Raw genomic sequence first — 26,416 nt, forward strand, 5'->3', positions numbered from 1 at the left:
AAAAAGACCTGTCAGGTTTTGAAAACCTGACAGGTCTAAATAATAGAAATAGTAGTAAATTTTCTCTCAAATAAAAAAGCCGGCACAAGCCGGCTTTTTAAATTTTATAAAGTTTCACTTAAACTATAATTCAAGCAAATCATTCGTTTTACGAACACCTTCAGCACTTTCTTTCATGTGTGCTTTTTCATCATCGCTCAACTCTAATTCTACAATTTTTTCGATACCGTTGCGACCCAAAATAACTGGAGCACCAATACAAATATCTTTCAATCCGTATTCACCATCAAGCATTACAGAACAAGGAAACATTTTCTTCTGGTCGCAAGCAATTGCCTGAACCAAACCTGAAACTGCAGCACCCGGTGCGTACCAAGCTGAAGTTCCTAACAATTTGGTTAATGTAGCACCACCAACTTTGGTGTCTTCCATTACTTGATCCATTCTTTCTTCTGAAATGAACTTACTTACAGGAACACTATTTCTAGTTGCTAAACGTGTTAATGGCACCATTCCAGTGTCACTGTGACCGCCAATTACCATTCCGTCCACATCGCTAATTGGCGCGCCTAAAGCTTCTGCCAAACGATACTTGAAACGTGCGCTATCTAAAGCACCACCCATTCCTATGATTTTACTTTTGTCTAAACCTGATGTTTTATGAACCAAATACGCCATAGTATCCATCGGGTTACTCACTACGATTATAATAGTTTTAGGAGAATGCTTAACAAGGCTTGAAGAAACATCCTTCACAATTCCTGCGTTGATACCGATTAATTCTTCGCGAGTCATTCCTGGCTTACGTGGAATTCCACTTGTAATTACGCAAATATCGCTATCCGCAGTTTTAGAGTAATCATTTGTTACACCCGTAATTTTGGTGTCGAAACCATTTAAAGAAGCCGTCTGCATTAAGTCCATTGCTTTTCCTTCAGCAAAACCTTCTTTAATATCTAACAAAACTACTTCGCTTGCAAAATTCTTGATGGCAATGTACTCTGCACAACTTGCGCCCACAGCACCTGCTCCTACAACTGTTACTTTCATTTATTTATTTTTTATTGATTATTACTATTTTCTAATTAGAGACGAACCTATTTTTCGGTTCAAATTTAGTAAGGTTGAAATGTTTCACAAAAATACAATTATCTAATATAAAAGTCGAGAAACAAGCCTATTAAATTCCGAAGTGCATTCCCAAGGTAGCATTGTTATACTCAGCAATATTATAATCTACGTTAAGTCCGAAAAACCCTAATTTTAAGCTTGCTCCAAGCGTACCTCGTATTCCCGAAACTTTATTTTTTACACTAAAGGGATCTGTAAATTCGCTGGTAGTTTCGAATAATGGAATCCCAGCTTTTACCCGATACGTTCCTAAAACATCAAAATCTGAAGTTCCTGAAAGATAACCTATACCTCCATAAACATTGAATATTGGCAGTTTTGTGGATGCCTGAAGTTGAAATAGCCACGAATTCTGTTTCAAATCGAATTGTTGATTTTCACCTTCAATTATATCATCATTGGTAAAATCGTAATTCGCATTCAAATTATTATAAGCTATCAATCCTGAAATTGCAACCGGGAAAATTTTATTTGCTGGAAGCCATTCGGTAATTTCGTGTTGTACTCCTAAGCCAAAAACTCCAACTTTCACATCTTCGCGATCAATTTTTGGAAAGTAGCGAACTTTTAATTCCGTTGCTTTAAAAACACCAATCCGACCTTGTAAAAAGGCGGTTGGTAAAACATTTACATTTACCGAAGCCAAGCCTTGAGGTAACAAAAATTCAACATCCTCGGTAAACACTCCATTTTGAACTTCGGCATAGACAACTATATCTGGATTGTTTTCGCCAAAAGCAGTTGCCACTTGCTTCACAGTGCTACCATCTCTGAATTTTAAATTGTTGTAATCGGCAGTGTTTAAAGTGAAAGTTTTGTTTTCATCTTTAATAAAGGTTGCATTACCCACTATTGAAATTTCAAATTTAAGTGGCTTCTTAACCTCGGCAGACTGCATCCAACCGTTCGAGGTATTGTAAAGCATTGCCTCGGCGCCAGGAGTAATATAATTTCCAGCAAATCTTTGCGCATCTTCTACACCCGCTGCCAAAAGATCTTCAAGATTTTCTTGCGAAATCATCGAAATACTTGATAATAATCCAAAAAGTAAGATTAGGTTTTTCATAACGCTTTTGTTTAAAACACATTGAAATTAAAAAACCCCCACCGAAAGGTGAGGGTCTTTGTAAAAAGTTTAACGAAATGCTTACACGTCAATATTCGCATAAATTGCGTTTTTCTCAATAAACTCACGTCTTGGCGGAACTTCATCGCCCATAAGCATTGAGAATATTCTATCTGCTTCAGTACCGTTATCTATGGTTACTTGGCGCAACGTACGGAATTCTGGGTTCATTGTAGTATCCCAAAGTTGCTCTGCGTTCATTTCACCCAAACCTTTATAACGTTGGATAGAAGCGCTGCCTCCAAATTCTTCGTTTAATTTGTCGCGGGCTTTATCACTCCAAGCGTATTCTTTCTTGGCTCCTTTTTTCACTAAATATAGCGGTGGCGTGGCAATGTAAACACACCCAGCCTCAACCAATTCGCGCATATAGCGGAAAAAGAATGTCAAAATTAAAGTTGCAATGTGGCTACCATCCACATCCGCATCACACATAATAACTACTTTGTGATAGCGTAGTTTTTCTAAGTTTAGCGCCTTACTATCTTCTTCTGTACCGATGGTAACACCGAGTGCAGTGTAGATATTTCTAATCTCTTCGTTTTCAAAAACTTTGTGGTGCATTGCTTTTTCCACATTAAGAATTTTACCACGAAGCGGTAATATAGCCTGAAAATTACGGTCACGACCTTGCTTTGCAGTTCCACCCGCCGAATCTCCCTCTACTAGGAATACTTCACATTTTACTGGATCCTGCTCAGAACAATCAGAAAGTTTTCCTGGTAAGCCTCCACCGCTCATCACGGTTTTACGCTGTACCATTTCGCGAGCTTTACGTGCCGCATGGCGCGCTTGTGCTGCAAGTATTACTTTTTGAACTATTGTTTTTGCATCATTTGGATGTTCTTCCAAATAGTTTTCAAGCATTTCTGAAACTGCTTGGCTTACTGCCGCAGTAACCTCGCGGTTACCCAATTTCGTTTTTGTTTGGCCCTCAAATTGTGGCTCCTGTACTTTTACCGAAATGATAGCCGTTAATCCTTCACGGAAATCATCTCCAGCAATCTCGAATTTCAATTTATCGAGCATACCCGAAGCATCGGCATATTTCTTCAACGTACGGGTTAATCCAGATCGGAAACCGGCAAGGTGCGTACCACCTTCGTGCGTATTAATATTGTTAACGTAAGAGTGAAGATTTTCACTAAACGAAGTATTATAAACCATTGCAACCTCAACTGGAATATCGTTCTTTTCGCCTTCCATTGAAATTACCTCAGCAATAATTGGCTCACGATTTACATCCAAAAAGCGGATAAATTCTTTTAAACCTTCATCACTGTGGAATTTTTCAGTTTCAAATTCCCCTTCGTCATTTTTATGTCTTTTATCTGTAAAGTAAATGGTGATTCCCTTATTCAAATAAGACAACTCACGCATTCTACTTGCTAGCGTATCATAACTATATTCCAACGTTTGTTGAAAAATATCTGGATCTGGTTTGAAAGTAACAACAGTTCCACGGTAATCAGTTTCACCAACAGATTTTACCGGATACATTGCTTTACCACGCTCGTATTCCTGCTGCCAGATTACACCATCGCGATGTACAGTAGCCGTTAAATGTTCAGAAAGAGCATTCACTACAGAAACTCCAACCCCGTGCAAACCACCCGAAACTTTATAAGAATCTTTATCGAACTTTCCACCTGCACCAATTTTGGTCATTACAACCTGCAGTGCAGAAACGCCTTCTTTTTTGTGAAGGTCTACTGGAATTCCACGACCGTTATCTTTTACGGTAATAGAATTATCTTCATTAATCCACATTTCAATGGTATCGCAAAATCCACCCATTGCTTCATCGATGGAGTTATCCACCACTTCATAAACCAAATGGTGCAAACCACGTGGGCCTACATCTCCAATGTACATTGATGGGCGCATGCGCACGTGCTCCATCCCTTCCAACGCTTGTATCTGGTCGGCGCCGTAACTGCCTTTTTTCTGTTCTTCGCTCATATAATAATTTGAATGATTTTCAGTTTTTTTCGTAACGAACAAATATAACCAAACCCACAATAAAACTAGGGGTTTACGTATTTTATAAGTGATAAGTTATTAACAAATAACTGTGGAAAAACGTTCTTTTTTTGACGTTTTAGAATAGTTTCGGATTTTGGTGTAATAGTTGTGTACTATTTTCGACGAAACAAATGTTCGCTATAAATATTATTCGTGATTTTTTTAAGTGAAAATGAAACTTTCAACTTAAAAAGTAGTCCTATTCTAAAATTGTATTACCTCTTTAAATAAGCTTATATGAAAAAAATATTCCTTTTTACATTCTTTATAATTTCTTCTCTTGCCTTTCAAAATTTACACGCACAGAGTTTTCCACAGATGGATGCCTCTCCAATGGATTTAGCCTTGGCAATACAAGACAAAAATAGCCCACCGTTGGCTAGGGTAATCTATAGCCGCCCTCAGAAAAAAGGACGCGATATTTTTGGCGATTTGGTGCCTTACGGCGAAGTGTGGAGAACCGGTGCAAACGAGGCTACCGAACTTACAATTTACACCCCGTTAAAATTCGGAAAAACGGTTTTGAAACCCGGAACTTATACGCTTTATACTATTCCTGGCGAAGATGAATGGACTGTTATTGTAAACAGCGACACCAACGTTTGGGGCGCTTATAGCTACAAAAAAGAAAAGGATGTTGCGCGCATTAAAGTTGAATGTAAAGACGCTGTAGCTCCTATCGAGTCGCTTTCAATGATATTTCGACCTGAAAAAGATGGGACAACATTAATGATAGGTTGGGATGACCATTATGTAGAAATTCCATTCAAAAAGTAGTAACACTTCAACAGTCGTAAAATAAAAGCACCAAATTCCGAAAGAGCTGGAATTTGGTGCTTTTATTTTGAAATATATTTTAGGGAATATTGAGGTATTTATGCGTCTGTAAAGAAACTTTCCATCTCGGATTTTGCATAACGTAATCTACAATTAGCGGACTCATTTTGTCGCGCTTACTCCATTCCGGTTGCAAATAAAGTATACAATCTTTATTCACTTTTGCCGCTTGCTCTTCTGCAAAGCGAAAATCATCTTTATTAAATACAATCACTTTTAGCTCGCTCGCAACTTTATAAACTTCGTCAGTGGGAAGTTTCATTTTTTTGGGTGAAAGACAAATCCAATCCCAAGTTCCAGTTAGTTTATAGGCTCCCGAAGTTTCAATATGAATTTGCATGCCTTGCGCTTTTAACATTTCTGTTAGCGGGCCCATATCCCAAGTTAAGGGTTCGCCACCTGTAATAACAATGGTTTTTGAATGTTTGGCGGCATTCTCAACAATCTGGCCTATAGCCGTTGGCGGATGCAATTCTGCATCCCAACTTTCTTTTACATCGCACCAATGGCAACCAACGTCGCATCCACCTACCCTAATAAAATAGGCGGCTGTTCCTTTGTGGAATCCTTCACCTTGAATTGTGTAAAATTCTTCCATTAAAGGGAGCATCACTCCTTTATTCACCAATTCCAGCACTTCATTTGTCATGGGCGCAAAAGTACTCGAATTGTAACTTAAATTAAATTAATCGGGAAGCAAATTGCAAATAAAGATGTTTAGTTACTTGGAATTTGATACTTTAAAAAACTTAGTGCCCTATAATTTATTACTTTTGAGCAAAATTAGGTGCCATGGTAAACAAAGAGGCTTTTTTTGAACACATTAATAATGGATATACCACCAAGGGAGATTTTATAAATCTTGGTGCGGCCATGCTGGACGGTGAAACCGTTACCAACGCATACGTAAAAATTCCTCTAAAAACACTAAACCGCCATGGGCTAATTGCTGGCGCTACGGGTACAGGAAAAACAAAAACGCTTCAAATTATTGCTGAAAATCTTTCTGAAAAAGGAATTCCAGTACTTATGATGGATATAAAAGGCGACCTCAGCGGGATTGCACAGCCTGGCGCTGACCATCCTAAAATTCAAGAGCGTCATAATGCAATTGGCTTTCCATTTGAAGCAAAGAAATTTCCTGTCGAAATTCTTACACTTTCAGACCAAGAGGGAGTTCGTCTTCGGGCTACAGTTAGTGAGTTTGGACCTGTTTTGCTTTCTAGAATTTTAGACTTGAGCGATGTACAATCTGGTATCGTTTCGGTTATCTTCAAATATTGCGACGACAACAAAATGCCGCTGCTAGATTTAAAAGACTTCAAAAAAATATTACAATACACTACCGATGAGGGCAAAGATGAATTTGCTGCAGAATACGGTCGTGTTTCATCTTCTTCCACTGGCGCAATACTTCGGAAAGTTGTAGAATTGGAACAACAGGGCGGCGATTTGTTTTTTGGTGAAAAATCTTTTGATACAGACGATTTACTTCGAATTGATGAAAACGGAAGAGGTTATATCAATATAATTCGACTAACAGATATTCAAGATAGACCGAAGCTTTTTTCAACATTTATGCTTAGCCTCTTGGCAGAAATTTACGCCACGTTTCCTGAACAAGGCGATAGCGGAAGACCAGAGCTTGTTATATTTATAGACGAAGCCCATTTAATTTTCAATCAAGCAAGTAGTGCACTGCTCAATCAAATAGAAAGTATTGTAAAATTAATTCGATCAAAAGGGGTTGGACTTTATTTTGTAACTCAAAATCCAACAGATGTGCCAGACGCTGTTTTAAGTCAGTTGGGGTTAAAAATCCAACATGCGCTTAGAGCTTTTACGGCAAAAGATAGAAAAGCAATTAAACTGACTGCGGAAAATTACCCAATCTCTGAATACTATAAAACAGACGAGGTTTTAACGTCTTTAGGAATAGGAGAAGCGTTAGTTAGTGCCCTTAACGAAAAAGGAATCCCAACACCGCTAGCGCGCACCATGCTTCGTGCGCCTATGAGCAGAATGGATGTGCTGACCGATGGTGAATTGAAAGACTTATTGAAAGTGTCAAAATTAATTCCGAAGTACAACGAAGTAACAGACCGCGAAAGTGCTTACGAAATGCTGACTGAAAAAATAGAGATAGCTAACAAAGAAGAAGCAAAGGAAAAAGCACAAAAAGAAAAAGAATCTGTAAGGCGAACTAGCAGTTCTAGTAGAAGTTCAAGTCGCAGGAGCACTTCAAACCCGTGGATAAAAACACTATCTAGCCCCACTGTAATACGCAGTGTTTTGGGCATTTTAGGGAAAATGATGCGGTAATTTCAGCAATTAATAAAATTAATTTTAAATATAAATAACTAAAAACAATAAATGAAAAAGACACTTTTAATAATTGGAATAGTTTCACTTGCTTTTGTTCAATGCGGAAAAAATACTGATCCTTTTGCAATCAACAATGGCGCTATCGGAAACTTGAACAAGGAAATAAAAATCAAACAAATAGACTCCATTTTTGCAGAAGATTCTATAGTAAAAATAAATTCATCTCCCAATGCGCTGGAAACACAAGGTGAAGTAGAAATTTATGAAAAAGGCGGAGTAAAACTTTTACTGTTATCTCCTAATGATGAAAACGATCCTAACTCAACAATCACTAATATTCAGGTTTTCGATTCACGTTACAAAACTGAAAAAGGCTTAAATACTGCAAGTACTTTTAAAGACGTAAAGGCCAATTACACTATCGATAACATAGAAACTACTATTAACGCAGTGGTGATTTTCTTAAAGGAAACTGATGTTTATTTAACCATCGATAAGAAAAACCTTCCGGCAGAACTTCGCTACGATATGAATATTGAAATTGAAGCCAGTCAAATACCAGATGATGCGCCAATTAAATATTTTATGATTGGCTGGGAAGCTGCTAGTGAATAAATTTTTCCTGCAAAGATTTTGTTAAGGTGCGTTAGTACTTGAACCTTTTACTTTAATTTTAATCCAATTAACCATCAAATTCGATTAATTATGATAAAGATTTTAGGTTTTATTTTAACCATTGCTGGCGGAATTAGTTTGGTAATGGGAATTCTTGGTGTGTTCGGAAGTATGGACATCGGAATGAGTCCTTGGGCTTTGATTATTCTTGGAATAGTTTTCTTTTTTGCCGGTATCGGACTCCTAAAACGCCGAAAAGACACAGACGAAACATAAATATTAATTACAAAAACCCTTTGTTTTGCAAAGGGTTTTCTATGTTTAAACCCATTGTTATGGCAAATCCAAGAATTAAAGACGAACTCATTCACGCTTTAAGAAATAATTAATGAGCAACCAATTAAGACCTTTCCATTTGGCAATTCCTGTAGATAATCTGGAACGTTGCCGAGCTTTTTACAGCAACACACTTGAACTTCCCGAAGGTCGCAGCAGCGATCATTGGGTAGATTATAACTTTTTTGGTCATCAGCTTGTAATTCATTTAAAAGAAAAAATATCTGAAGAAGATAAAAGCAGTAATCCGGTAGACGGTAAAGATGTGCCAATACCACACTTTGGCGTTGTGCTAGATATGGAGAGTTTCAAACTATTTTCTGAAAAACTAATACAAAAAAACGTTACCTTCATCATTGAGCCTTACGTCCGATTTAAAGGACAGGTGGGAGAACAAGCTACCATGTTTTTTAAAGATCCGGCGGGAAACGCGCTAGAATTTAAAGCCTTCGCAGATTTAACACAATTATTCGCAAAATGATTAAAGAAATACCCCCTCAAATAATTCGACAAGTATTTGTTATTCTGCTTGTAATCCTGATGGGCAGCCTTATTTTTAGGGAAATGCTGCCTTATCTTACGGGTGTTTTAGGAGCCATTACCATTTATGTTTTAATGCGAAAGTGGATGTCTACACTAGTGAATAAAAAAAATTGGAACCCATCCCTAGCCGCAACAGTACTTATGTTATGCTCTTTTGTGGGTATACTTATTCCCGTTGCAGGTATTGTTTTAATGCTTACAAATAAGATAGGTGAAGCAGTTCAAAATTCTGAAGAAGTTGTTCGCGCCTTTAAGAAACAACTCGGGACAATTGAAGATAAATTTGGCTACGATTTAAGCTCTCAAATTGACACATCAGCAATTACTGGGTGGATTTCTGAGAATCTACAAAGTCTTGCAGGAGGAACATTTAACGCATTTATTGCAATTGGGCTAATGTATTTTATGCTCTATTATATGCTTACAAACCGTAAGGAATTACGCGGCTCATTAAAGGATTATATCCCAATGGATCAGAAAAACCTCAAAGAAATTGGCGCTGAAATTCAAACGATGGTGCGTTCCAATGCTTTAGGAATTCCGTTGGTGGCAGTAGCACAAGGTGTCGTGGCGCTAATTGGATTCTTAATTTTTAGTATTGAAGATCCCTTCTTTTGGTTCGTAATTGTTACCATTGGTAGTATGATTCCTTTTGTGGGAACCTTAATAGGAATTCTTCCCGTATTCGTACTAACACTGTCCACCGGTCACAGCTTTCAAGCGTGGGGAATACTTATCTACGGTTTTGTGGTTGTGGGCTCCACAGACAATATAATACGGCTGTATGTTTTGAAGAAATTAGATAACGTTCACCCATTAATTACACTTATTGGGGTAATTGTTGGGGTGCCGTTATTCGGTTTTATAGGTTTAATTTTTGGCCCGCTACTTATTAGTCTATTTATAGTTATCGTTCGTATTTATAGGAAAGAATACGGAAAAGAAGATAGTATTACGAAGCTGGAAAGTTTGTAATAATAACAATATATATGTTTTCGAAAATTGAAAAAACGGCCTTTCCTCCCACCACAAAACCAATGATGGTGTGGGATGGCGAATGTGGTTTTTGTAAATATTGGATTACGCGCTGGCATTCTAAAACCGAAGATCGTATTGAATATAAAACATTTCAGGAAGTTGCTCAATACTTTAATGACATACCTTTAAAAGAATTTAAAAAAGCATCACGCCTCATTGAAACAGACGGCACAATATATAGCGGTCCCGATTCTGCCTATAAAAGTTTTACTTATTTTGAAGATAGCACATCGCGCTGGCATAAGTGGTACAGAGAATACAACTGGTTTACGAATGTTAGCGACCACACTTACAATTTTATAGCAAAGCATCGAAGTTTTATGTTTATGCTTACAAAGCTCTTCTTCGGAAAAAATCCGGAAGAATTAAAACCGTATTGGTTTCTGTTGTTACTTTTTATATTTTCAATAGTTTACGTATTACTGAAATTTTTATAACATAATTTTAAAAGTATTCATTTTTCAATTTATTACTTTTAAAATAAAAACAATAAACTATGTTTTTCGGAAAAAAGAAAGATAAGAAATTATCCAATATAGCTATGATGGACTCCAAAGTGAGTGAAAGTTATGTAGAAGAAAAAGTTACCAAAATTCAAGATCACGAAATTGAATTGGTAATGGACAATGAAGAAGCTATTTCAAAAAAACTAAGCAATGCAGGGCCCCTGCGCAAATACGCAGAATTAGGGAAAATTATGTTTGCCATGCTTAAGGATGTGAAAAAAGGCAAATATCCACATGTGCCATGGTTTACTATCGCAACTATTGCAGTTGCTTTATTGTACGTTTTTAATCCATTAGATTTAATTCCAGATTTTATTCCTGGCATCGGTTATATTGATGACTTGGCAGTTCTTTCCATTGGTATGGGATGGATTGAAACCGACCTGCATAAATATTTAGACTGGAGATTAAAAGAAGGAGAATCAGAATCTACTTAAAATCAGTCAAATCGAATTAAATTTTCTAATTAGCTTTTCGTTGCTCCCGCGCTAGTAATGTATTTTTCAATAGCATGGCAATAGTCATTGGCCCTACTCCTCCTGGAACTGGTGTGATGAAAGATGCTTTTTTACTAACGTTTTCAAAATCTACATCGCCAGTAATAACGTAACCTTTGGGATGATTTACGTCTTCAACTCTAGTAATTCCTACATCTATAATTACTACATCGTCCTTTACCATTTCGGCTTTTAAGAAATTTGGAACGCCCAATGCTGAGATAATAATGTCTGCTTGGGTAGTAATTTGTGCAATGTTTTTTGTGTTACTATGTGTAAGGGTCACGGTACTATTTCCCGGCCAACCTCTACGGCTCATTAAAATACTCATCGGTCGGCCAACAATGTGGCTACGGCCAATAACAACTGTATGCTTTCCTTTTGTATCCACTTCATATCGTTGAAGCAATTCAAGAATACCGAATGGAGTTGCAGGAATAAACGTACTCATATCCAACGCCATTTTTCCGAAATTTTCCGGATGAAAACCATCAACATCTTTTGAAGGGTCTACGGTAAGTAATACTTTTTGCGTATCAATTTGAGGAGGCAGTGGCAATTGCACGATGAACCCATCAATATTGTCGTCATCGTTAAGTTCCTTTATTTTTTTCAGCAATTCCAGTTCACTGGTAGTATGTGGCATTTTTATAAGCGTAGATTCAAATCCAACGCGTTCGCAAGCCCGCACTTTACTGCCCACGTATGTAAGGCTAGCACCGTCATCGCCAACTATAATAGCTGCTAAATGCGGCACCTTTTCGCCATTAGCCTTCATTTTATCAACTTCGGCTGCGATTTCGTTTTTAATATCGTTGCTTACTTTTTTTCCGTCTAAAATTGTCATTTGTAAAAGTATTCAGTGGCAGTTGCAGTTTTCAGTAACTCAAACTCCAAATTTGCCAGGATTATCAATCATATAATTTATTAGTCTGCCTATTTCTTCACTTCTTTTATTGAGATCAGTTTCTATTTCAACTGAAATATACCCCGAAAACATAGCAAATTGTAACCATACTTGTGTTTCAGAATTCTCTGCATCACTATCAGTCAACTTACTGATAAAATGCTTTTCATATTTTCTTTTTCGGTAAGCTTCAGCAATATTGGCACAGACAGAACGAGAACTTCATCGAATTTGGTCAGTAAGTGAAAAAGTTTCCTCTTTGGGAAAGGTTTTGGAGATTTCAAAAATTTCCATTGAAAGAGCAAATCCTTTTTGATACGCCAATAAAGTTTTGAAACTCATATTTAACTAAACTTAAAACAGAAACAACTACCTACTGCCACTGAATACTGCAACTTATTTTAACGCATCTTCCCCATTGCTTGCATCATCTTTCTTCCGCCACCACCTTGCATCATCTTCATCATTTTGCTCATTTGTTCGAATTGTTTTAACAGCTGATTTACCTGTTGAACGCTGGTTCCGCTTCCTGAAGCAATTCGTTTTTTTCGACTTCCGTTTATTACAGTAGGCTGGGTTCTTTCGGCTGGGGTCATAGAGTGAATTATTGCTTCAATGCCTTTAAAAGCATCGTCATCAATATCTACATCTTTTAACGCTTTTCCGGCGCCGGGAATCATTCCCACCAAATCTTTCATGCTTCCCATTTTCTTAACTTGCTGAATCTGGGTAAGGAAATCGTCAAAGCCAAATTGGTTCTTCGCAATTTTCTTTTGAAGTTTTCTGGCTTCCTCTTCGTCAAATTGTTCGTGTGCTCTTTCAACCAAAGACACAACATCTCCCATCCCCAAAATACGATCGGCCATACGGGCTGGGTGAAACACGTCTATGGCGTCCATTTTTTCGCCTGTACCAATAAATTTAATCGGCTTGTCTACTACACTTTTAATAGATATTGCAGCACCCCCGCGAGTATCACCATCTAGTTTTGTAAGTACAACCCCGTCAAAATTAAGTCTTTCATTAAAGGTTTTTGCAGTGTTTACAGCATCTTGCCCTGTCATTGCATCAACTACAAAAAGTGTTTCATGCGGAGCAATTGCTTTATGAACGTCAGCAATTTCAGTCATCATTGCCTCATCTATGGCAAGACGACCAGCAGTATCGACAATTACAACATTAAAGCCGTTTTCTTTAGCGTATGCTATGGCGTTTTGTGCAATTTTAACCGGATTTTTATTTTCTGGTTCACTATAAACTTCAACGCCTATTTGATCACCAACCACGTGCAATTGGTTTATTGCCGCTGGACGATAAATATCGCAGGCAACCAAAAGTGGTTTTTTTGTTTTTTTTGTTTTTAGATAATTGGCAAGTTTTCCAGAGAAAGTAGTTTTACCACTACCCTGAAGACCAGACATTAAAATTACCGTTGGCGTGCCGCTTAAATTGATTCCGGCAGTTTCGCCACCCATCAATTCAGTAAGCTCATCTTTTACCAACTTCACCATCAACTGACCTGGCTGCAACGTAGTTAATACGTTTTGACCCAAAGCCTTTTCTTTCACTGTATTGGTAAATTCCTTAGCAGTTTTAAAGTTAACATCGGCATCCAAAAGGGCGCGGCGTACTTCCTTTAAAGTTTCGGCTACGTTTACTTCGGTAATGCTGCCGTGACCTTTCAGTACGTGCAACGCTTTGTCTAGCTTATCGCTTAAATTATCGAACATATTCTTACTTTCTATTTAATAGTTGACCCCCTTTATAAATGCTTCGGAGTTCGCGGTGCAAAGATAAAAAAAAGTAGGCAGTATTCAGTGCTTCGACTTGGTTGAGCATTGGGTTTTTTTCATTATTCATCATTTATGCTTCGGTTTAGAAGCTTTCACCAACAATATTTGAAGAATTTTAAAATTTTTCTGAAATGAATTCACGGCTGTATGTTCTAAATAAATTCTGCCGATTTTGGTATATTGCACTTTCGAAAATATAATATGATAAAACAAAAAGTACTCTCTCCTTTTCAAAAATTCGTCAACCTCCAAAGCTCTACCGGAATATTGCTGTTGGCAACTACAATTATTGCTTTAGTGTGGGCAAATTCTGCCTTCGCCGATAGTTATCAATCTTTTTGGCAATATGAAATAGGCGTGATTACTGATAGTTTTGAACTCAAAAAATCGCTGCTACTTTGGGTGAATGATGGGTTGATGGCTATTTTCTTCTTTTTAATTGGACTTGAAATTAAAAGAGAGTTTCTAATTGGCGAGCTAAACACAACCAAAAAGGTAATGTTCCCGCTATTTGGAGCACTAGGCGGAATTGCCTTGCCAGTAATTCTTTACATTGTTTTAAACGAAAATCCAGACACCTTAAAAGGCTGGGGAATACCAATGGCCACTGACATTGCTTTTTCTTTGGCAATTTTAAAAGTGCTTGGCAATAGAGTGCCCTTAAGTTTAAAAATATTCTTAACAGCATTTGCAATTGTTGACGATTTAGGCGCCGTGCTCGTTATTGCAGTATTTTATAGTAGTAGCTTAAATCTGGTACTTTTAGCAGCCGCTTTAGGACTTTTAGCTGTAATCTACTTAATGAGTTATAAAGGGCTTTATTCAGAATTTATAACCATTATTGCTGGTATTATTGTGTGGCTTTTATTTTTAAAAGCTGGCTTACACCCTACTCTAGCCGGAGTATTAATGGCTTTTGCAATTCCCGTTCGTCAAAAAATAAGTACACACGAGTTTACAGATCATTTAGAAATAATCGTTGGTAACATTAAACAAAGTACCGTCCTTCAAAAACCGCTACTTTCTTCTGAACAATTGCACCTAATTGACGACTTGGAAGGTTGGGGAAATAAATACCGCTCACCCTTGCAACATTTAGAGCATAAGCTGCACAATTGGGTGGCGTATTTGGTAATCCCTGTTTTTGCTTTGGCCAATGCTGGGGTAGCCCTTACTAGTGACGGCGGATTGGAAAATGCTTTAATTGTAAACATTATAATCTGTCTTATTTTAGGAAAGAGTATTGGTATTTCGGCAATTATATTTACCGCCCGTAAACTAAAAATTATAGATGTGCCGTCAGACATTTCCAACAAACAGATCGTGGGTGTTTCATTCTTGGCAGGTATAGGTTTTACGATGGCTATATTTATTGCTAGCCTCGCCTTTAATAGCAGTCCAGAGTATATAGATTCTGCTAAAATTGGAATCCTTATTGGGTCTACTCTTTCTGCTATAATTGGTTTTAGTATTCTTCGTTTTAATACTGTTAAGGGAGGATTTAATCACAATCCTAATCGCAAACAAGTAGAAGATTAAATCACTTTTTTCAAAGGAATTTTTATTACAGTGAAAACGCCTTTACCTTCGGCGTTTTCAATTGTAAAATAAACATCGTTTCCGTAAAGCGAATTTAATCTGTCTTGTGTGTTTTTTAAACCCGTTCCTGCTTGAAGTAACTTTTTAAAGGAAGCGTTTAATAGCTCTCCGTCATTATAAATTTCGATATTTAGGTAGTTAGACGATTTATAAATTTTCAGATTTATATTTAGTTCCGTGGTATTATATCCATACCCGTGTTTTATAGCATTCTCAACTATTGGCTGTAAAAGCATATGTGGTACTAATTCATTTTCTACATCGCTTTTAATATCCTTTTCAATAGACAGATGGTCTGAAAATCTAACAGATATTATTGAAATATATTTATCGAGAAGCGCTATTTCTTTATGAAGTGCTATTAAATTCTCGTCTTTAAAATCTAAGATATCACGAAACAAATCACCAAAATCTGCAATTAAATTTTGCGACTTTTCCTTATCGATCTCAATTAAGGCCGAAATACTATTTAGCGTATTAAAAATAAAATGTGGATGCAGTTGCGCCTTGAGTATATTTAGTTTAGATGTCGCTAACTGAATTTCAATTTGAGCCTTTTGAAGCTCAATATTCTGCACTTTTTTTATGTAGTAATAGACATTTATTATACCTATCATTGCAAAATACACCAAGAAATTAAGCTCCACCACTGCTATAAATTGATTGAAAGAAAGATATCGCGAAGCCTGAGACAAAGCTATGTCACCTACAATTATTGAAATGAGAGCAGTTACTGCAAAAATAAAATAGCCAATAAAAAAGGAGAAGAAAAGATGTACCCAAATAATTTTTTTCCACCCTTTTGCGCCCCATTTTTCAAACATTAATTTTGTGATGTAGCTTATAAAAGCCATAAAAACAATCACTACTATCCAATCTACAAAAACGCCATAACTAAACAACTCCCCCCAACTTAAAGGGCCGTAACTGCTCGTGCCCTTAACTTTCCAATAACTCTTTTTTATTTGCACCAATATCACCACAATGGTGTAAAAAATAGCTAAGTATTTAAGAAGCTTTATATCTATGTATTTTTTCAGCATTGTTTAAACTCCAATAATTTTTTGGAAATCTTTTCGATAACTTTTACTTACTCTGAAAAGTGAACCATCTTTCATTTGTGCATCAATTTCACCAAAATTTGAATGAATTACTTTCTCTAAAAAATTGGTATTTATTATAGTGGAGCGGTGAATTCTGAGCATTTTTTTGCTTTTCATATGATCCATAAGATTTTGAAGCGAATCGCGAAGCACATGTTTTTTATCGAGTGTACAGATTTCAACATAACTCCCAGAGGCCAGAATGTATTGTATATCCGAATATTCTAAAAATGAAACGGTATTGCCAGTCTTTACAGGAAGTTTACTATTTAAATCGTCAGTTCTATGGTTAGTTTTTCCATCTTCAATATATTGCAATAACTTCTGAAAATTAGTTTCTAAAGTGTTTTCAGATTTAGATTTAAATTGTTGTCTTGCTCTTTCAACGGCTTGTCGAAAACGTTCTTTTTTATAGGGTTTCAACAAATAATCAAGTGCCAAGGTGTCAAAAGCTTTTACAGCGTAAGTGTCAAAAGCAGTAACAAAAATCACCATTGGCTTTTTAGAAATATGCAACTCTTGCAAAACATCAAAACCGCTCATATCCTTCATCTGAATATCTAAAAATATAAGGTCTGGCCTATAGCTTTCTATAGCCGAAATTGCTTCCTTTCCTGTTTTACATTGCCCGAGCAATTGCAAATCTTCTATTTCGTCAACCAAAGTGAGCAAACGTTTTCTTGCTAAAGGTTCATCATCAATTATTAGGCAACTAATATTCATTGTAAGGAGTAATCAATTTAGATTTTAAAGATATTTAAAAGTAAATGTAGCAAACCTAGCAATCATTTTAATGAATTTGTAATTATCCATTTCAAAATTACCATCTTTCAAACCCTTATTTAGGAGATTCACATCAAAGATTGAGCTGTTTGTATCATTTTATTTAACTGTTGGTTTTCAGCTTTGCGATTTGAAAACTTAAATATCGAATTAATTTTTACAACAATTAAAAGGTGATTCAAAACAATATTCTTCCGTTCACAACATAACCCCATACTTCAGTGAGATTTCGTGTTAATTTCACATTTACAAAACGCTTGTAACCGTTTAAAACAAATTCAAAAACCATTAATTATGACACGATCATTACTGCTTTTTATCCTTGGCGCCTCTTTATTTTTCATCCCAAAAACAAGGGCACAATCATTTGAAGAAAAAAATTTTCAAGACATTACAACAACACCCTCTGCCTCGCGAAGTGCAAATTTTATTGATGTAAATGGCGATGGATGGGACGATATATTCTTTACTAATGGCCCTTCCTCTGGCCAGAACAACATGCTTTATATTAATAACGGCGACGGTACTTTTACTACTGTAAATGACGACGATATTGTTCTGGACAATGACCGCTCAGATGGCGCGAGCTTTGCAGATGTTGACAACGACGGCGATTTAGACGCTGTAGTTGTAACCTACGGAAGAAATGGCACAGGGAAAAAAAATTATTTCTACCGAAACAATGGCAACGGCACTTTTACATACGAATCCGATAACGCCATTGGAATTCCGTTAACGTATTCCGAAATGGCAAATTGGATCGATCTCAACAACGACCAATTATTAGATGCTTACGTTACAAACAGCGTAGTTTCAACCCGAAATCTTTATTTTGAGAACCAAGGTGATGGCTCATTTGAAGCGGTAACTGGCTTGTCTATTACTAGTGAAACTCTAGCTTCGCGCTCTATTAACTGGATAGATTACGATGGCGATGGCGACAGTGATTTGTTTATTGCGAATGAAAACAATGCCAAGAATTCACTTTTCAAAAATGATGGCCCAGATAATTTCACCCAAATTACAAATCTTTCTATTACACAAAACGGGAAGAATTCTGCTGGCAGCTCGTGGGCAGATGTTGACAACGACGGAGATTTCGATCTTTTTGTGGCGAATTGGGACGGACAAAACAATCAGCTTTTTATAAATGAAAACGGGATTTTTATAGAACAAACAAATTCTGCAATTGCGCTAGAAACCGGAAGCTCTTTTGGCTCTGCTTTTGCCGATGTTGATAACGACGGCGATTTAGATTTGTTGGTTTGTAACGCATATTTCCCAGGGCAGGTTACAAATTCACTCTTTATAAATGACGGAAACGGCAATTTTACCAAAATCACAAACGGTGCCTTGGCAAACCATCAAGGAAACACCTTCGGTTGTGCCTTTGGCGATTATAACAATGATGGCTGGATGGATGTTATTTTGGCTAATACACTTAACGAAAACCAGAACAATTCGTTATTTAAAAATACAGGAAGTGGAAATAATTGGATAAAAATTCGCTGTGCTGGAAATCCATCAAATGGCTCTGCGGTTGGCGCAAAGGTTAAAATAAAAGCCTCTATAAACGGGAATGAGGTTTGGCAAACCCGCCAAATTGAGGCCGCAAGCGGTTATTGTAGCCAAAACAGTTTTACTAACCATTTTGGATTGGGCGATGCTACAACTGTTTCTGAAGTAATAATTGAATGGCCTTCGGGAGCAGTGGAAACTTTTACTGATATCGAGGAAAATAATACTTACTTGGTAGTTGAAGGCAACGGAATACAATTGGGCACAAATTCTCCAGTTAAACAAGGTTACATAGTTTATCCTGTGCCAACCAAAGATATTTTGGTAATCAATTTTCCAATATCTCAAATTAATTCTACAGTGGAAATTTTCGATTTAAATGCTCGTAAAGTAAAAGAGCAAATCAATAATTCTGAAAATTCAATTACAATAGATGTGAGCAATCTAAGTGCTGGTGAATATGTTCTCAACATAACAAACAATAACAATACAACATCTCAAAAAATAATCATTCAATAAAAATCTACTATTTCTATATTTTAGATGAACGCGTTCGATTTTCTAAGTGAAAATTAGACGCGTTTTTTTATCTTCACTGCATCGAAAGAGAACTCCAATGAAGCTTTTACGTACAGATTCTAAAAATCAAGATTTTATTGCTTTGGTGAAGCACCTTGATGTTGAGCTCGCCATTCGTGATGGCGACGACCATGCTTTTTACGACCAATTCAATAAGTTAGATTCCATAAAACATGTAATCGTTGCTTTTGATGAAAACAACACACCTATTGGCTGCGGCGCCATTAAACAGTTTGCAGCTGGAACCATGGAAGTGAAAAGGATGTTTGTGCCACTAGAGCAGCGTGGAAAGGGAGTTGCGGTTGCAATTTTAAAAGAACTAGAGACTTGGGCTACCGAATTAGGCAATACTAAATGTATTTTAGAAACAGGCATTAAGCAACCCGAAGCAATTGCGCTTTATAAAAAATGTGACTATCAAATTTCTAAAAACTACGGGCAATATAAAGGGGTTGAAAAAAGTATTTGTTTTGAGAAATTACTAAAAAAGATTATCTAATGAAGCTGAAATCTAACGCTGCTTCTTCCGAACTTACCTCTCCTTTTTATAAAATAAACCAAGATTTCTGTAGAGAATTTGAAAACTACATAGCTAGTAAAAATGGTAGTGTAAAAGGCAATTACAATGCTTGGTCTTATTTTATTCAAGGTAAAATATTGGCTCCAATGCCTTGGAAGTTAAAATATAAAAAAGCCACATACACTTCCACAGGAAACTTGATTCCTTCTTCCAAAAAACAAAACCTGCTTACCCTTGTTGAGTGGTCAACTCCAATGGCGGGCTCTTTTAATTCAGAATTTGCTATTACTAAAAAAGGAAACTTTGAATTTATAAAGAAGCTATTTAATGATTCAAAACCATTCTACGGATTGAAACAGTACGTTATCCGTGGCACGGAAAATAAAGCGACTCTTTTAAACAAACTACACCCTATTTTGGAACATCTTTTTCAGTCTGGCGAAGTTTATTCTATTATTCTGAAGGATGACGTTTTAACCATTTCACTTAGAACTGAAGCGCATCATTTTGAAACATTTGAAAATTTGCTGAAGATTTAATTCACTAATCCTTGAAAAAAAAACTTCAACTACTGCAATAAAATCATTCTTTAATCGTAATATTGCAATGAACATATATAACAATTATGGGAATCACTAAAACTGAAATATTTACAGACCAACAGAACCAGATTGCAACTTTTGCTAAAGCCTTTGGGCATCCCGCGAGAGTCGCAATTCTTCAGCATTTATACAAAATAGACACTTGTATTTGTGGCGATTTGGTTCTAGAAATTGGCTTGGCTCAACCTACAATTAGTCAACACTTAAAGGAACTTAAAAACCTTGGCTTGATTAAGGGAAGTATTGATGGCACTAGCATTTGTTATTGTATAGATACAGAAAATTGGACCAAAATGAAGAAAGTAATTATGCAGTTTTTAGACCAAGATATTTCGAAAGAAACCTGTTGTTAAAAAAGTTTAAACTGAAATACAACCCAAAAATTTCAAAAAATGAAAAACGAACAAGAATTAAAAGACATTGTTAAAGACCGTTACGCTAAAATTGCCGAACAGGGCAAAGCTGAAAACGCTGCTTCATGTTGTGGTGCAACAACGCCTTCAAATAAAGTGTACAATATTATGATGGACGACTACTCTGAAACGGGCGGTTATGTAGAAGATGCAGACTTAGGATTGGGCTGTGGTCTTCCTACGCAATTTGCGAAAATTGAAAAAGGCAATACCGTAATCGATTTGGGTTCGGGCGCTGGTAACGATTGCTTTGTAGCAAGACACGAAACAGGTGCCGAAGGAAAAGTTATAGGTGTAGATTTTACGCCAATAATGATAGAAAAAGCCCGTGCAAACGCAGAAAAATTAGGTTTTAATAACGTAGAATTCCGCGAAGGAGATATAGACGCAATGCCAGTAAGCAATGACGTTGCAGACGTAATAGTGAGCAACTGTGTTTTAAATTTGGTGCCGAACAAGCAAAAAGTAATTGCTGAAATTAGCAGAGTTTTAAAACCGGGCGGGCATTTTAGCATTTCCGATATTGTTTTAGAAGGAAACTTACCCGAAGCTTTAAAAGAAGATGCAGAAATGTACGCAGGATGCGTTGCAGGTGCCGTTCAAAAAACGGAGTACTTACAATTTATAAAAGACGCAGGTTTTCAAAATATTCAAATTCAAAAAGAGAAACCTATCGTAATCCCAAATGACATTCTTGAAAAGTATCTTTCTTCGGAAGAAGTTAAAACTTTCAACAATGCAGAAACGGGTATTTTCAGCATCACTGTTTATGCTGAAAAGCCTGGAACAAAAGCAGACAAGCCGAAACTAAAAATGGTGGAATTACAGGAAGAAGGTTCTAGCTGTGCTCCAAATTCCGGGTGCTGTTAATGAAAAGCAATCCAGGTTTGTACGAAGATCTAAAATATTATATTGAAAAATTGGATGCGGCAACCCTTTCGGAAGAACGGAAAGGGTTGCTAAAACCTTTGATTGATTATATAAATAGTAAAGCATCGCAAAGCGAACCCATTCTTCTCAATTTTATCTGTACCCACAATTCACGGCGAAGTCATTTTGCGCAAATTTGGGCGCAAACTGCGGCGGCCTATTTTAATTTTCAAAATATTGAATGCTTTTCTAGCGGAACGGAGGCCACTGCCCTTTTCCCAATGGTGGTTTCTACTTTGGAAAACGTTGGCTTTAAAATTTCCAAAGAAAATGAAGCTAGCAATCCCGTATATAAAATTAGTTACTCAGAAAGTTTACCGGCTATTCCTTGCTTTTCAAAAAAATATGACGACGAGTCGAATCCGCAAAGTGGTTTTGCGGCAATAATGACATGCTCCGAAGCCGATCAAGGCTGTCCATTTGTTACAGGTTCAGAAAAACGGATTCCTGTAACCTATGAAGACCCCAAAAGTTCTGACGGCACATCGTTACAAAAACAAATTTATATGGAACGTAGCGAGCAGATTGCGACTGAAATGAAATATGTTTTTGAAAGTCTGGCTTCAAATTAATCTTCACAATTGCACATAATATATTATTATAAAACTGCGGTGAAGTTTTACATTTATATAAGCAAAACCCCTCTTATAATTTCGAATTATCAAAATCTCAAGCGGAATACGAATTGGGAAATTGACTGCTGTTATTCACTTTAAGTTAAATATTAGAAAAAATAGATTTTATAAAATAAACTTCCCGCATTTTTACCTTTTAAAGGCTACAACTAATCATAGTTTTAAATGGTGCAAAACGACTCAACAAACCTATTCCGAAAGCAAGCTACAATTTTAAGGATACTTATTATATTGCTAATTTTCGCTTCAAACAGTATGTTTTCGCAAAGGGCAAACTTAGAAGGAAAAGTAAATACCGCAGACGATATTGAGATTGAAGGCATAAATATTTTTAACCTTTCTACTAATAAAGGCACTGTAACCGCTGCAAATGGAGAGTTTCAGATTGCGGTTGCTGTAAACGACACCCTTTCTATTTCTGCTATTCAAATTAAGAGCACAACACTAATTATTGGCGAAGAACAGCTAAAAAACAAAAAAATTGTTATCAACCTCAGCGAGAAAATGAATGAATTAAGCACGGTAACTTTACGGCGGGCACTTACTGGCTATTTAGGAACAGATGCTAATATAATTCCTATTCAGAAACCAATTACCGCCACTTCCATTGGCTTGCCCAACGCAGATTTACCGCAACTAACTAAAATCCGAAGGCAATTATATGCCGCAAATTCTGGCCCCGTTGATGCGCTTGTAAATATGCTTTCGGGCAGAACAAAAATGTTGAAAAAGCATTTAGAATTCGAGAAAACAGCGGCACTTACACTAACGCTTCTCGATAAATTTCCTGAAAGCTATTTTACAGATGGACTACGAATAGACAGGTTAAAGGTATATTCCTTTATATTTTTCTGCGAAGACGATCCCGATTATCAAACGGTAATGAAGCAAAGCAGCATCGAAATTATTGAATTTCTAGAGGCAAAAAGCGAAGAATATCGGTTGCAATTGAGCAAGCAGTAATTATCAAACAGTTTTAAAACTAAACTTATTCTGAAGTAAATAACTGTATGCCACGACAATAAAAGTGGCTAATATTTTAGACGGCGTTGGGTAAAACCCTAGACCATCTACAAATACTTTCAAGCAAATATAATTTAGCACCAAAGCTCCCATTCCCACAATAATATATCTAAAAAACTGAACTTTCCACGGCAAATTTGAAGCTTCAAAAGTGATGAATTTTTGAAGTAAAAATCCTGTGACAAAAGTTATTGGGAAAACAAAAAACAAGGAAGCAATATGCGGACTTAGCACTACAAAATACACATCGACATTCTGTTTTACAAAGACGAAATTGTAAACTATAAAGTAGAGAATAATATCAAAAACCAAATTGCCGCCGCCACACACCGCATAACGATATGTTTTTAACGGAAGAAATCGCCGAAATAAAAAGTAAAAGGCGTCAATTAATTTAATGATACTGTTTTTCATATTCTGAATTGCGGGCAAATTTAAGGATAAACTTTTTGGATTTAGGCTTTTGGTGCGGCTATAGAATATGTATTTAAAAAACTTATATTTGGAATTGAACAATATAACCATATAAGGGGAATAAACGCAATAATGGCCTTTATCCACATGTTGGCAACAATTAAAACAAATGAGGACAATTAAAGTTTCAGAACTAAAAACATTATTCGAAAGAGTTATTGAGAAACTCGAAACGGAATACAGTTCTGATGCTGAAATGGAATTAAAAACAACAATTTACAGACTGATTCCAACCGAAAAGTGGAATAAGTTTGAGAAACCTGAAGATTGGTTTTCTGCATCTGAAATTGACCAAGGTGACTTACAAGACGATGTAATGGAATTAAAAAAATTGACAACTGATAAAGACAGAGTTGCCACATTTGTTGACTTCGATAGACTAGCAAGTGTTTTGAGAGAAATAAGTCAAGTAGAAAACCCAATAGAATAGAGAAATGGGAAATAAAGGAAAAGGTTAATTGACAACCGATTCTGAATGGCATAAACATTTAAGGGAATTTGGAAAACGATTTTTTTGGAAAGGTGAACGTCTTGCTGAAAAGAAAATGATTGACGACGAATTAACTGAACAAAAAAATAAAACGGAATAAAAACTATTGCCAACAGCGTATACGAATTTATAGCACTCCTCTGTAATAATTGAAAATTTCCAATAAATATTAATAAATTATACTTCCGAAAGATACGAACTCGCTAGCCTTGCTGATTCGCACGCGGCTCAATTAATTTGGAACAAAAAAGATGTTGGTTGCTTTCGCCGCTTCAAGCCGCACGCTGCGCCAAGCGCCAATTTTCCTGCACAAATCTATTGCCATAATTTGGAATTTCCATTTTCGCAGCTACAAAAATGAAGATGCAACATCCATCTTTGTTTAAATCCCCAATCTTTCTATTACTCCTTTTTTATAAGTATCTCCTATAGGAATTTTGTAGTCCTCGATGATAATTTTAGTTTTTTGCAGCGCATTTATATGAAAAATATTCACGATGTAGGAGCGATGAACCCTGATAAATGTATTTTCGGGTAACTTATTTAAAATATCGTTGAAGTTTGATAAAAGTATTAATGGTTTTGTGGAAGTTGTAAGATGAATTTTTAAATAGTCTTTAAGCCCCTGAATATACTTTATATCATTTAAATTGATTTTTTGGTTTTCATACTCTGCTTTTACAAAAATAAAATCCCTCTCATTTTCTCTTTTAGGGTCACTATTTTTTGCAGAAATTAAGTTTTTTAGTGTGGACTGGTTTTCGGTCTCAAATTTTTCTTTTGCACGGGATACCGCTTTTATAAAACGATGAAAGGGGATGGGCTTAACTAGATAATCTACTGCATTAAGATCAAAACCCTCTAAGGCGTATTCGGGATAAGCAGTGGTAAAAATAAATAATGGAAGATTTTCAACTGACTTTACGAGATCTATACCAGATATGTTTGGCATTTCAATATCAAGAAAAATTAAGTCTATTTTATGTTTACTTAAAACATCAATAGCCTGAAAGGGGTTGGTACATTTGTCTACGATTGTTAAACCCCCAATCTTAGTTATGTAATTTTCAATGACTTCAATTGCCAAAGGCTCATCATCGATTATTAAACATTTCATTTAATTGAGTTTTAAAGTTAGGTCAACAATAAATTTACCATTTTCTTCATTGGTAGTTAATTCGTGCTTTTCTGGATAAAGCAAGTTCAATCTTTCCATTGTGTTTTTAAGTCCGATTCCTGAATTTACATCTTCTTTTCTACCAGAGCCCACTAGATTTACACAGGAGAAGTGCAACTGGCTTAATTCAATATTAATGATTATTTTAATTTCAGTGTTCCCTTTATAGTCAGTACCATATTTAAACGCATTTTCAATAAATGAAATTAAAATTAATGGACATATTTTTTGATTGGCAACACTGCCAAAAATATTTATGGAAACATTACTGTTATCGGCTATTCTTAATCGCTGCAGTACCATATAATTATTAATATAATCGAGTTCTTCCTGTAGGGGAACAAAGTGTTTATTAGTTCTGTATAGCATATATCTCATAAGGTCCGAGAGCGTAATTATGGCCTCTTGCGCATCGGGAGATTTTTTTGTAGCTAAGGAATAAATGGTATTTAGGGAATTAAAAAAAAAGTGTGGATTTATCTGATTCTTCAAAAAATGTAATTGACTTGTTGTACTTAATTTCTCAATTTCCTCTTTTTTGTTTTCATTTCGGTTCCATTCAACATACATTCTAATTGCGGTACCAATAATTAAGAATGAAAGATTAATTATAATTGGAAATCCTATTAATCTTGGTTTGGGTCTGTTATCGTTGATAAATCCTTTATCGACTATAAAATCTGGCGGAAAATAATATGTCAAAATATTAAATATAATACCAGAGATCACTAACAAAACCGTGATGCTAATTAAGTAAATTAGGATTTTTTTTTTAATTAAGAGCTTAGGAATAAATATGAGGTAGTTTATGTAAAAGAACAGGATATTTAGGAAAATATTGATAAAAAATATGACGGAAATTTTACCTCTGCCATAATATTCTTGTAAAAT

Annotated in this window: 28 protein-coding genes and 1 pseudogene; 17 read left to right on the forward strand and 12 right to left on the reverse strand. The window is 36.1% G+C overall.

Going from position 1 to position 26,416, the window contains the following annotated elements:
• Nucleotides 1–123: 123 nt before the first annotated feature.
• The 3 genes from mdh to gyrB form a co-directional block, all read right to left on the reverse strand.
• Entirely contained in the window at nt 124–1,050 is a 927-nt protein-coding gene (gene mdh / locus AC3RVF_RS10580) for a malate dehydrogenase (RefSeq protein WP_489691964.1), read from the reverse strand.
• A gap of 130 nt (nt 1,051–1,180) precedes the next feature.
• A complete protein-coding gene (locus AC3RVF_RS10585) occupies nt 1,181–2,197 on the reverse strand; it encodes a DUF6588 family protein (protein WP_489691965.1) in 1,017 nt (338 codons plus the stop codon).
• 81 nt (nt 2,198–2,278) lie between these two features.
• Nucleotides 2,279–4,219, reverse strand: coding sequence for a DNA topoisomerase (ATP-hydrolyzing) subunit B (gene gyrB, locus AC3RVF_RS10590; protein ID WP_489691966.1), 1,941 nt, complete (start codon nt 4,217–4,219; stop codon nt 2,279–2,281).
• 300 nt (nt 4,220–4,519) lie between these two features.
• Between gyrB and AC3RVF_RS10595 the strand changes: the two genes are divergently transcribed.
• Nucleotides 4,520–5,059: a DUF2911 domain-containing protein gene (locus tag AC3RVF_RS10595; protein WP_489691967.1), complete on the forward strand. Its 540-nt coding sequence runs from the start codon at nt 4,520–4,522 to the stop codon at nt 5,057–5,059.
• 79 nt (nt 5,060–5,138) lie between these two features.
• On the opposite strand, the gene AC3RVF_RS10600 is transcribed toward AC3RVF_RS10595, so the two are convergent.
• Nucleotides 5,139–5,768: a 7-carboxy-7-deazaguanine synthase QueE gene (locus tag AC3RVF_RS10600; protein WP_489693345.1), complete on the reverse strand. Its 630-nt coding sequence runs from the start codon at nt 5,766–5,768 to the stop codon at nt 5,139–5,141.
• Between the two features lie 143 nt (nt 5,769–5,911).
• On the opposite strand from AC3RVF_RS10600, the gene AC3RVF_RS10605 reads away from it, so the two are divergent.
• From AC3RVF_RS10605 to AC3RVF_RS10635, 7 genes are all read left to right on the forward strand, one after another.
• Entirely contained in the window at nt 5,912–7,441 is a 1,530-nt protein-coding gene (locus AC3RVF_RS10605) for a helicase HerA-like domain-containing protein (RefSeq protein ID WP_489693346.1), read from the forward strand.
• Nucleotides 7,442–7,492: 51 nt separating this feature from the next.
• Complete coding sequence (locus tag AC3RVF_RS10610; protein ID WP_489691970.1) at nt 7,493–8,059, forward strand: hypothetical protein; 567 nt, start codon at nt 7,493–7,495, stop codon at nt 8,057–8,059.
• Nucleotides 8,060–8,149: 90 nt separating this feature from the next.
• Nucleotides 8,150–8,335, forward strand: coding sequence for a hypothetical protein (locus tag AC3RVF_RS10615; protein ID WP_489691971.1), 186 nt, complete (start codon nt 8,150–8,152; stop codon nt 8,333–8,335).
• 112 nt (nt 8,336–8,447) lie between these two features.
• On the forward strand, nt 8,448–8,876 hold the full coding sequence (locus AC3RVF_RS10620) for a VOC family protein (RefSeq protein ID WP_489693347.1): 429 nt from the start codon (nt 8,448–8,450) through the stop codon (nt 8,874–8,876).
• Nucleotides 8,873–9,913, forward strand: coding sequence for an AI-2E family transporter (locus AC3RVF_RS10625; RefSeq protein WP_489691973.1), 1,041 nt, complete (start codon nt 8,873–8,875; stop codon nt 9,911–9,913). Before AC3RVF_RS10620 ends, AC3RVF_RS10625 begins: the two co-directional genes overlap by 4 nt.
• 14 nt (nt 9,914–9,927) lie before the next feature.
• Nucleotides 9,928–10,413, forward strand: a complete 486-nt coding sequence (locus tag AC3RVF_RS10630; protein WP_489693348.1) for a DCC1-like thiol-disulfide oxidoreductase family protein — start codon at nt 9,928–9,930, stop codon at nt 10,411–10,413.
• 59 nt (nt 10,414–10,472) lie between these two features.
• Entirely contained in the window at nt 10,473–10,919 is a 447-nt protein-coding gene (locus tag AC3RVF_RS10635) for a YkvA family protein (protein WP_489691975.1), read from the forward strand.
• Nucleotides 10,920–10,944: 25 nt separating this feature from the next.
• Here the strand turns inward: AC3RVF_RS10635 and AC3RVF_RS10640 are convergent, their stop codons facing one another.
• The 3 genes and pseudogenes from AC3RVF_RS10640 to ffh form a co-directional block, all read right to left on the reverse strand.
• Nucleotides 10,945–11,826 carry a bifunctional 5,10-methylenetetrahydrofolate dehydrogenase/5,10-methenyltetrahydrofolate cyclohydrolase gene (locus AC3RVF_RS10640; RefSeq protein WP_489691976.1) on the reverse strand — a complete coding sequence of 294 codons (882 nt, stop codon included), beginning with the start codon at nt 11,824–11,826 and terminating at the stop codon, nt 10,945–10,947.
• Between the two features lie 39 nt (nt 11,827–11,865).
• Nucleotides 11,866–12,228 (reverse strand): annotated as a pseudogene (locus AC3RVF_RS10645) (four helix bundle protein).
• Nucleotides 12,229–12,287: 59 nt separating this feature from the next.
• Nucleotides 12,288–13,616: a signal recognition particle protein gene (gene ffh / locus AC3RVF_RS10650; protein ID WP_489691977.1), complete on the reverse strand. Its 1,329-nt coding sequence runs from the start codon at nt 13,614–13,616 to the stop codon at nt 12,288–12,290.
• Nucleotides 13,617–13,880: 264 nt separating this feature from the next.
• Here ffh and nhaA point away from each other — a divergent pair, with 264 nt between their 5' ends.
• Entirely contained in the window at nt 13,881–15,218 is a 1,338-nt protein-coding gene (gene nhaA / locus AC3RVF_RS10655) for a Na+/H+ antiporter NhaA (protein ID WP_489691978.1), read from the forward strand.
• On the opposite strand, the gene AC3RVF_RS10660 is transcribed toward nhaA, so the two are convergent.
• Together AC3RVF_RS10660 and AC3RVF_RS10665 are read right to left on the reverse strand one after the other, a co-directional pair.
• Nucleotides 15,215–16,321 carry a sensor histidine kinase gene (locus AC3RVF_RS10660; RefSeq protein ID WP_489691979.1) on the reverse strand — a complete coding sequence of 369 codons (1,107 nt, stop codon included), beginning with the start codon at nt 16,319–16,321 and terminating at the stop codon, nt 15,215–15,217. The genes nhaA and AC3RVF_RS10660 overlap by 4 nt on opposite strands.
• 3 nt (nt 16,322–16,324) lie before the next feature.
• Nucleotides 16,325–17,104, reverse strand: coding sequence for a LytR/AlgR family response regulator transcription factor (locus AC3RVF_RS10665; protein WP_489691980.1), 780 nt, complete (start codon nt 17,102–17,104; stop codon nt 16,325–16,327).
• Nucleotides 17,105–17,458: 354 nt separating this feature from the next.
• On the opposite strand from AC3RVF_RS10665, the gene AC3RVF_RS10670 reads away from it, so the two are divergent.
• From AC3RVF_RS10670 to AC3RVF_RS10700, 7 genes are all read left to right on the forward strand, one after another.
• Entirely contained in the window at nt 17,459–19,201 is a 1,743-nt protein-coding gene (locus AC3RVF_RS10670) for a T9SS type A sorting domain-containing protein (RefSeq protein ID WP_489693349.1), read from the forward strand.
• Nucleotides 19,202–19,298: 97 nt separating this feature from the next.
• Entirely contained in the window at nt 19,299–19,760 is a 462-nt protein-coding gene (locus AC3RVF_RS10675) for a GNAT family N-acetyltransferase (protein ID WP_489693350.1), read from the forward strand.
• Nucleotides 19,760–20,320 carry a hypothetical protein gene (locus AC3RVF_RS10680; RefSeq protein WP_489693351.1) on the forward strand — a complete coding sequence of 187 codons (561 nt, stop codon included), beginning with the start codon at nt 19,760–19,762 and terminating at the stop codon, nt 20,318–20,320. Before AC3RVF_RS10675 ends, AC3RVF_RS10680 begins: the two co-directional genes overlap by 1 nt.
• Before the next feature lie 86 nt (nt 20,321–20,406).
• Nucleotides 20,407–20,736: an ArsR/SmtB family transcription factor gene (locus tag AC3RVF_RS10685; protein WP_489691984.1), complete on the forward strand. Its 330-nt coding sequence runs from the start codon at nt 20,407–20,409 to the stop codon at nt 20,734–20,736.
• 39 nt (nt 20,737–20,775) lie between these two features.
• Complete coding sequence (locus tag AC3RVF_RS10690) at nt 20,776–21,666, forward strand: arsenite methyltransferase (RefSeq protein ID WP_489693352.1); 891 nt, start codon at nt 20,776–20,778, stop codon at nt 21,664–21,666.
• Nucleotides 21,666–22,298, forward strand: a complete 633-nt coding sequence (locus AC3RVF_RS10695) for an arsenate-mycothiol transferase ArsC (protein ID WP_489693353.1) — start codon at nt 21,666–21,668, stop codon at nt 22,296–22,298. The genes AC3RVF_RS10690 and AC3RVF_RS10695 overlap by 1 nt, the downstream gene beginning before the upstream one ends.
• Nucleotides 22,299–22,526: 228 nt before the next feature.
• Nucleotides 22,527–23,324 (forward strand): carboxypeptidase-like regulatory domain-containing protein, encoded by a 798-nt coding sequence (locus tag AC3RVF_RS10700; protein ID WP_489693354.1) that lies wholly within the window; start codon nt 22,527–22,529, stop codon nt 23,322–23,324.
• 3 nt (nt 23,325–23,327) lie between these two features.
• On the opposite strand, the gene AC3RVF_RS10705 is transcribed toward AC3RVF_RS10700, so the two are convergent.
• Nucleotides 23,328–23,798 (reverse strand): GtrA family protein, encoded by a 471-nt coding sequence (locus tag AC3RVF_RS10705; protein ID WP_489691988.1) that lies wholly within the window; start codon nt 23,796–23,798, stop codon nt 23,328–23,330.
• 169 nt (nt 23,799–23,967) lie between these two features.
• Here AC3RVF_RS10705 and AC3RVF_RS10710 point away from each other — a divergent pair, with 169 nt between their 5' ends.
• On the forward strand, nt 23,968–24,288 hold the full coding sequence (locus AC3RVF_RS10710; protein ID WP_489691989.1) for a hypothetical protein: 321 nt from the start codon (nt 23,968–23,970) through the stop codon (nt 24,286–24,288).
• A 442-nt stretch (nt 24,289–24,730) separates the two neighbouring features.
• Here AC3RVF_RS10710 and AC3RVF_RS10715 read toward each other — a convergent pair whose 3' ends face one another.
• Together AC3RVF_RS10715 and AC3RVF_RS10720 are read right to left on the reverse strand one after the other, a co-directional pair.
• Nucleotides 24,731–25,465, reverse strand: coding sequence for a LytR/AlgR family response regulator transcription factor (locus AC3RVF_RS10715; RefSeq protein ID WP_489693355.1), 735 nt, complete (start codon nt 25,463–25,465; stop codon nt 24,731–24,733).
• Nucleotides 25,466–26,227, reverse strand: a complete 762-nt coding sequence (locus AC3RVF_RS10720) for a sensor histidine kinase (RefSeq protein WP_489691991.1) — start codon at nt 26,225–26,227, stop codon at nt 25,466–25,468.
• Nucleotides 26,228–26,416 lie beyond the last annotated feature (189 nt).

The organism is Aequorivita sp. IT1183 (assembly GCF_058068265.1).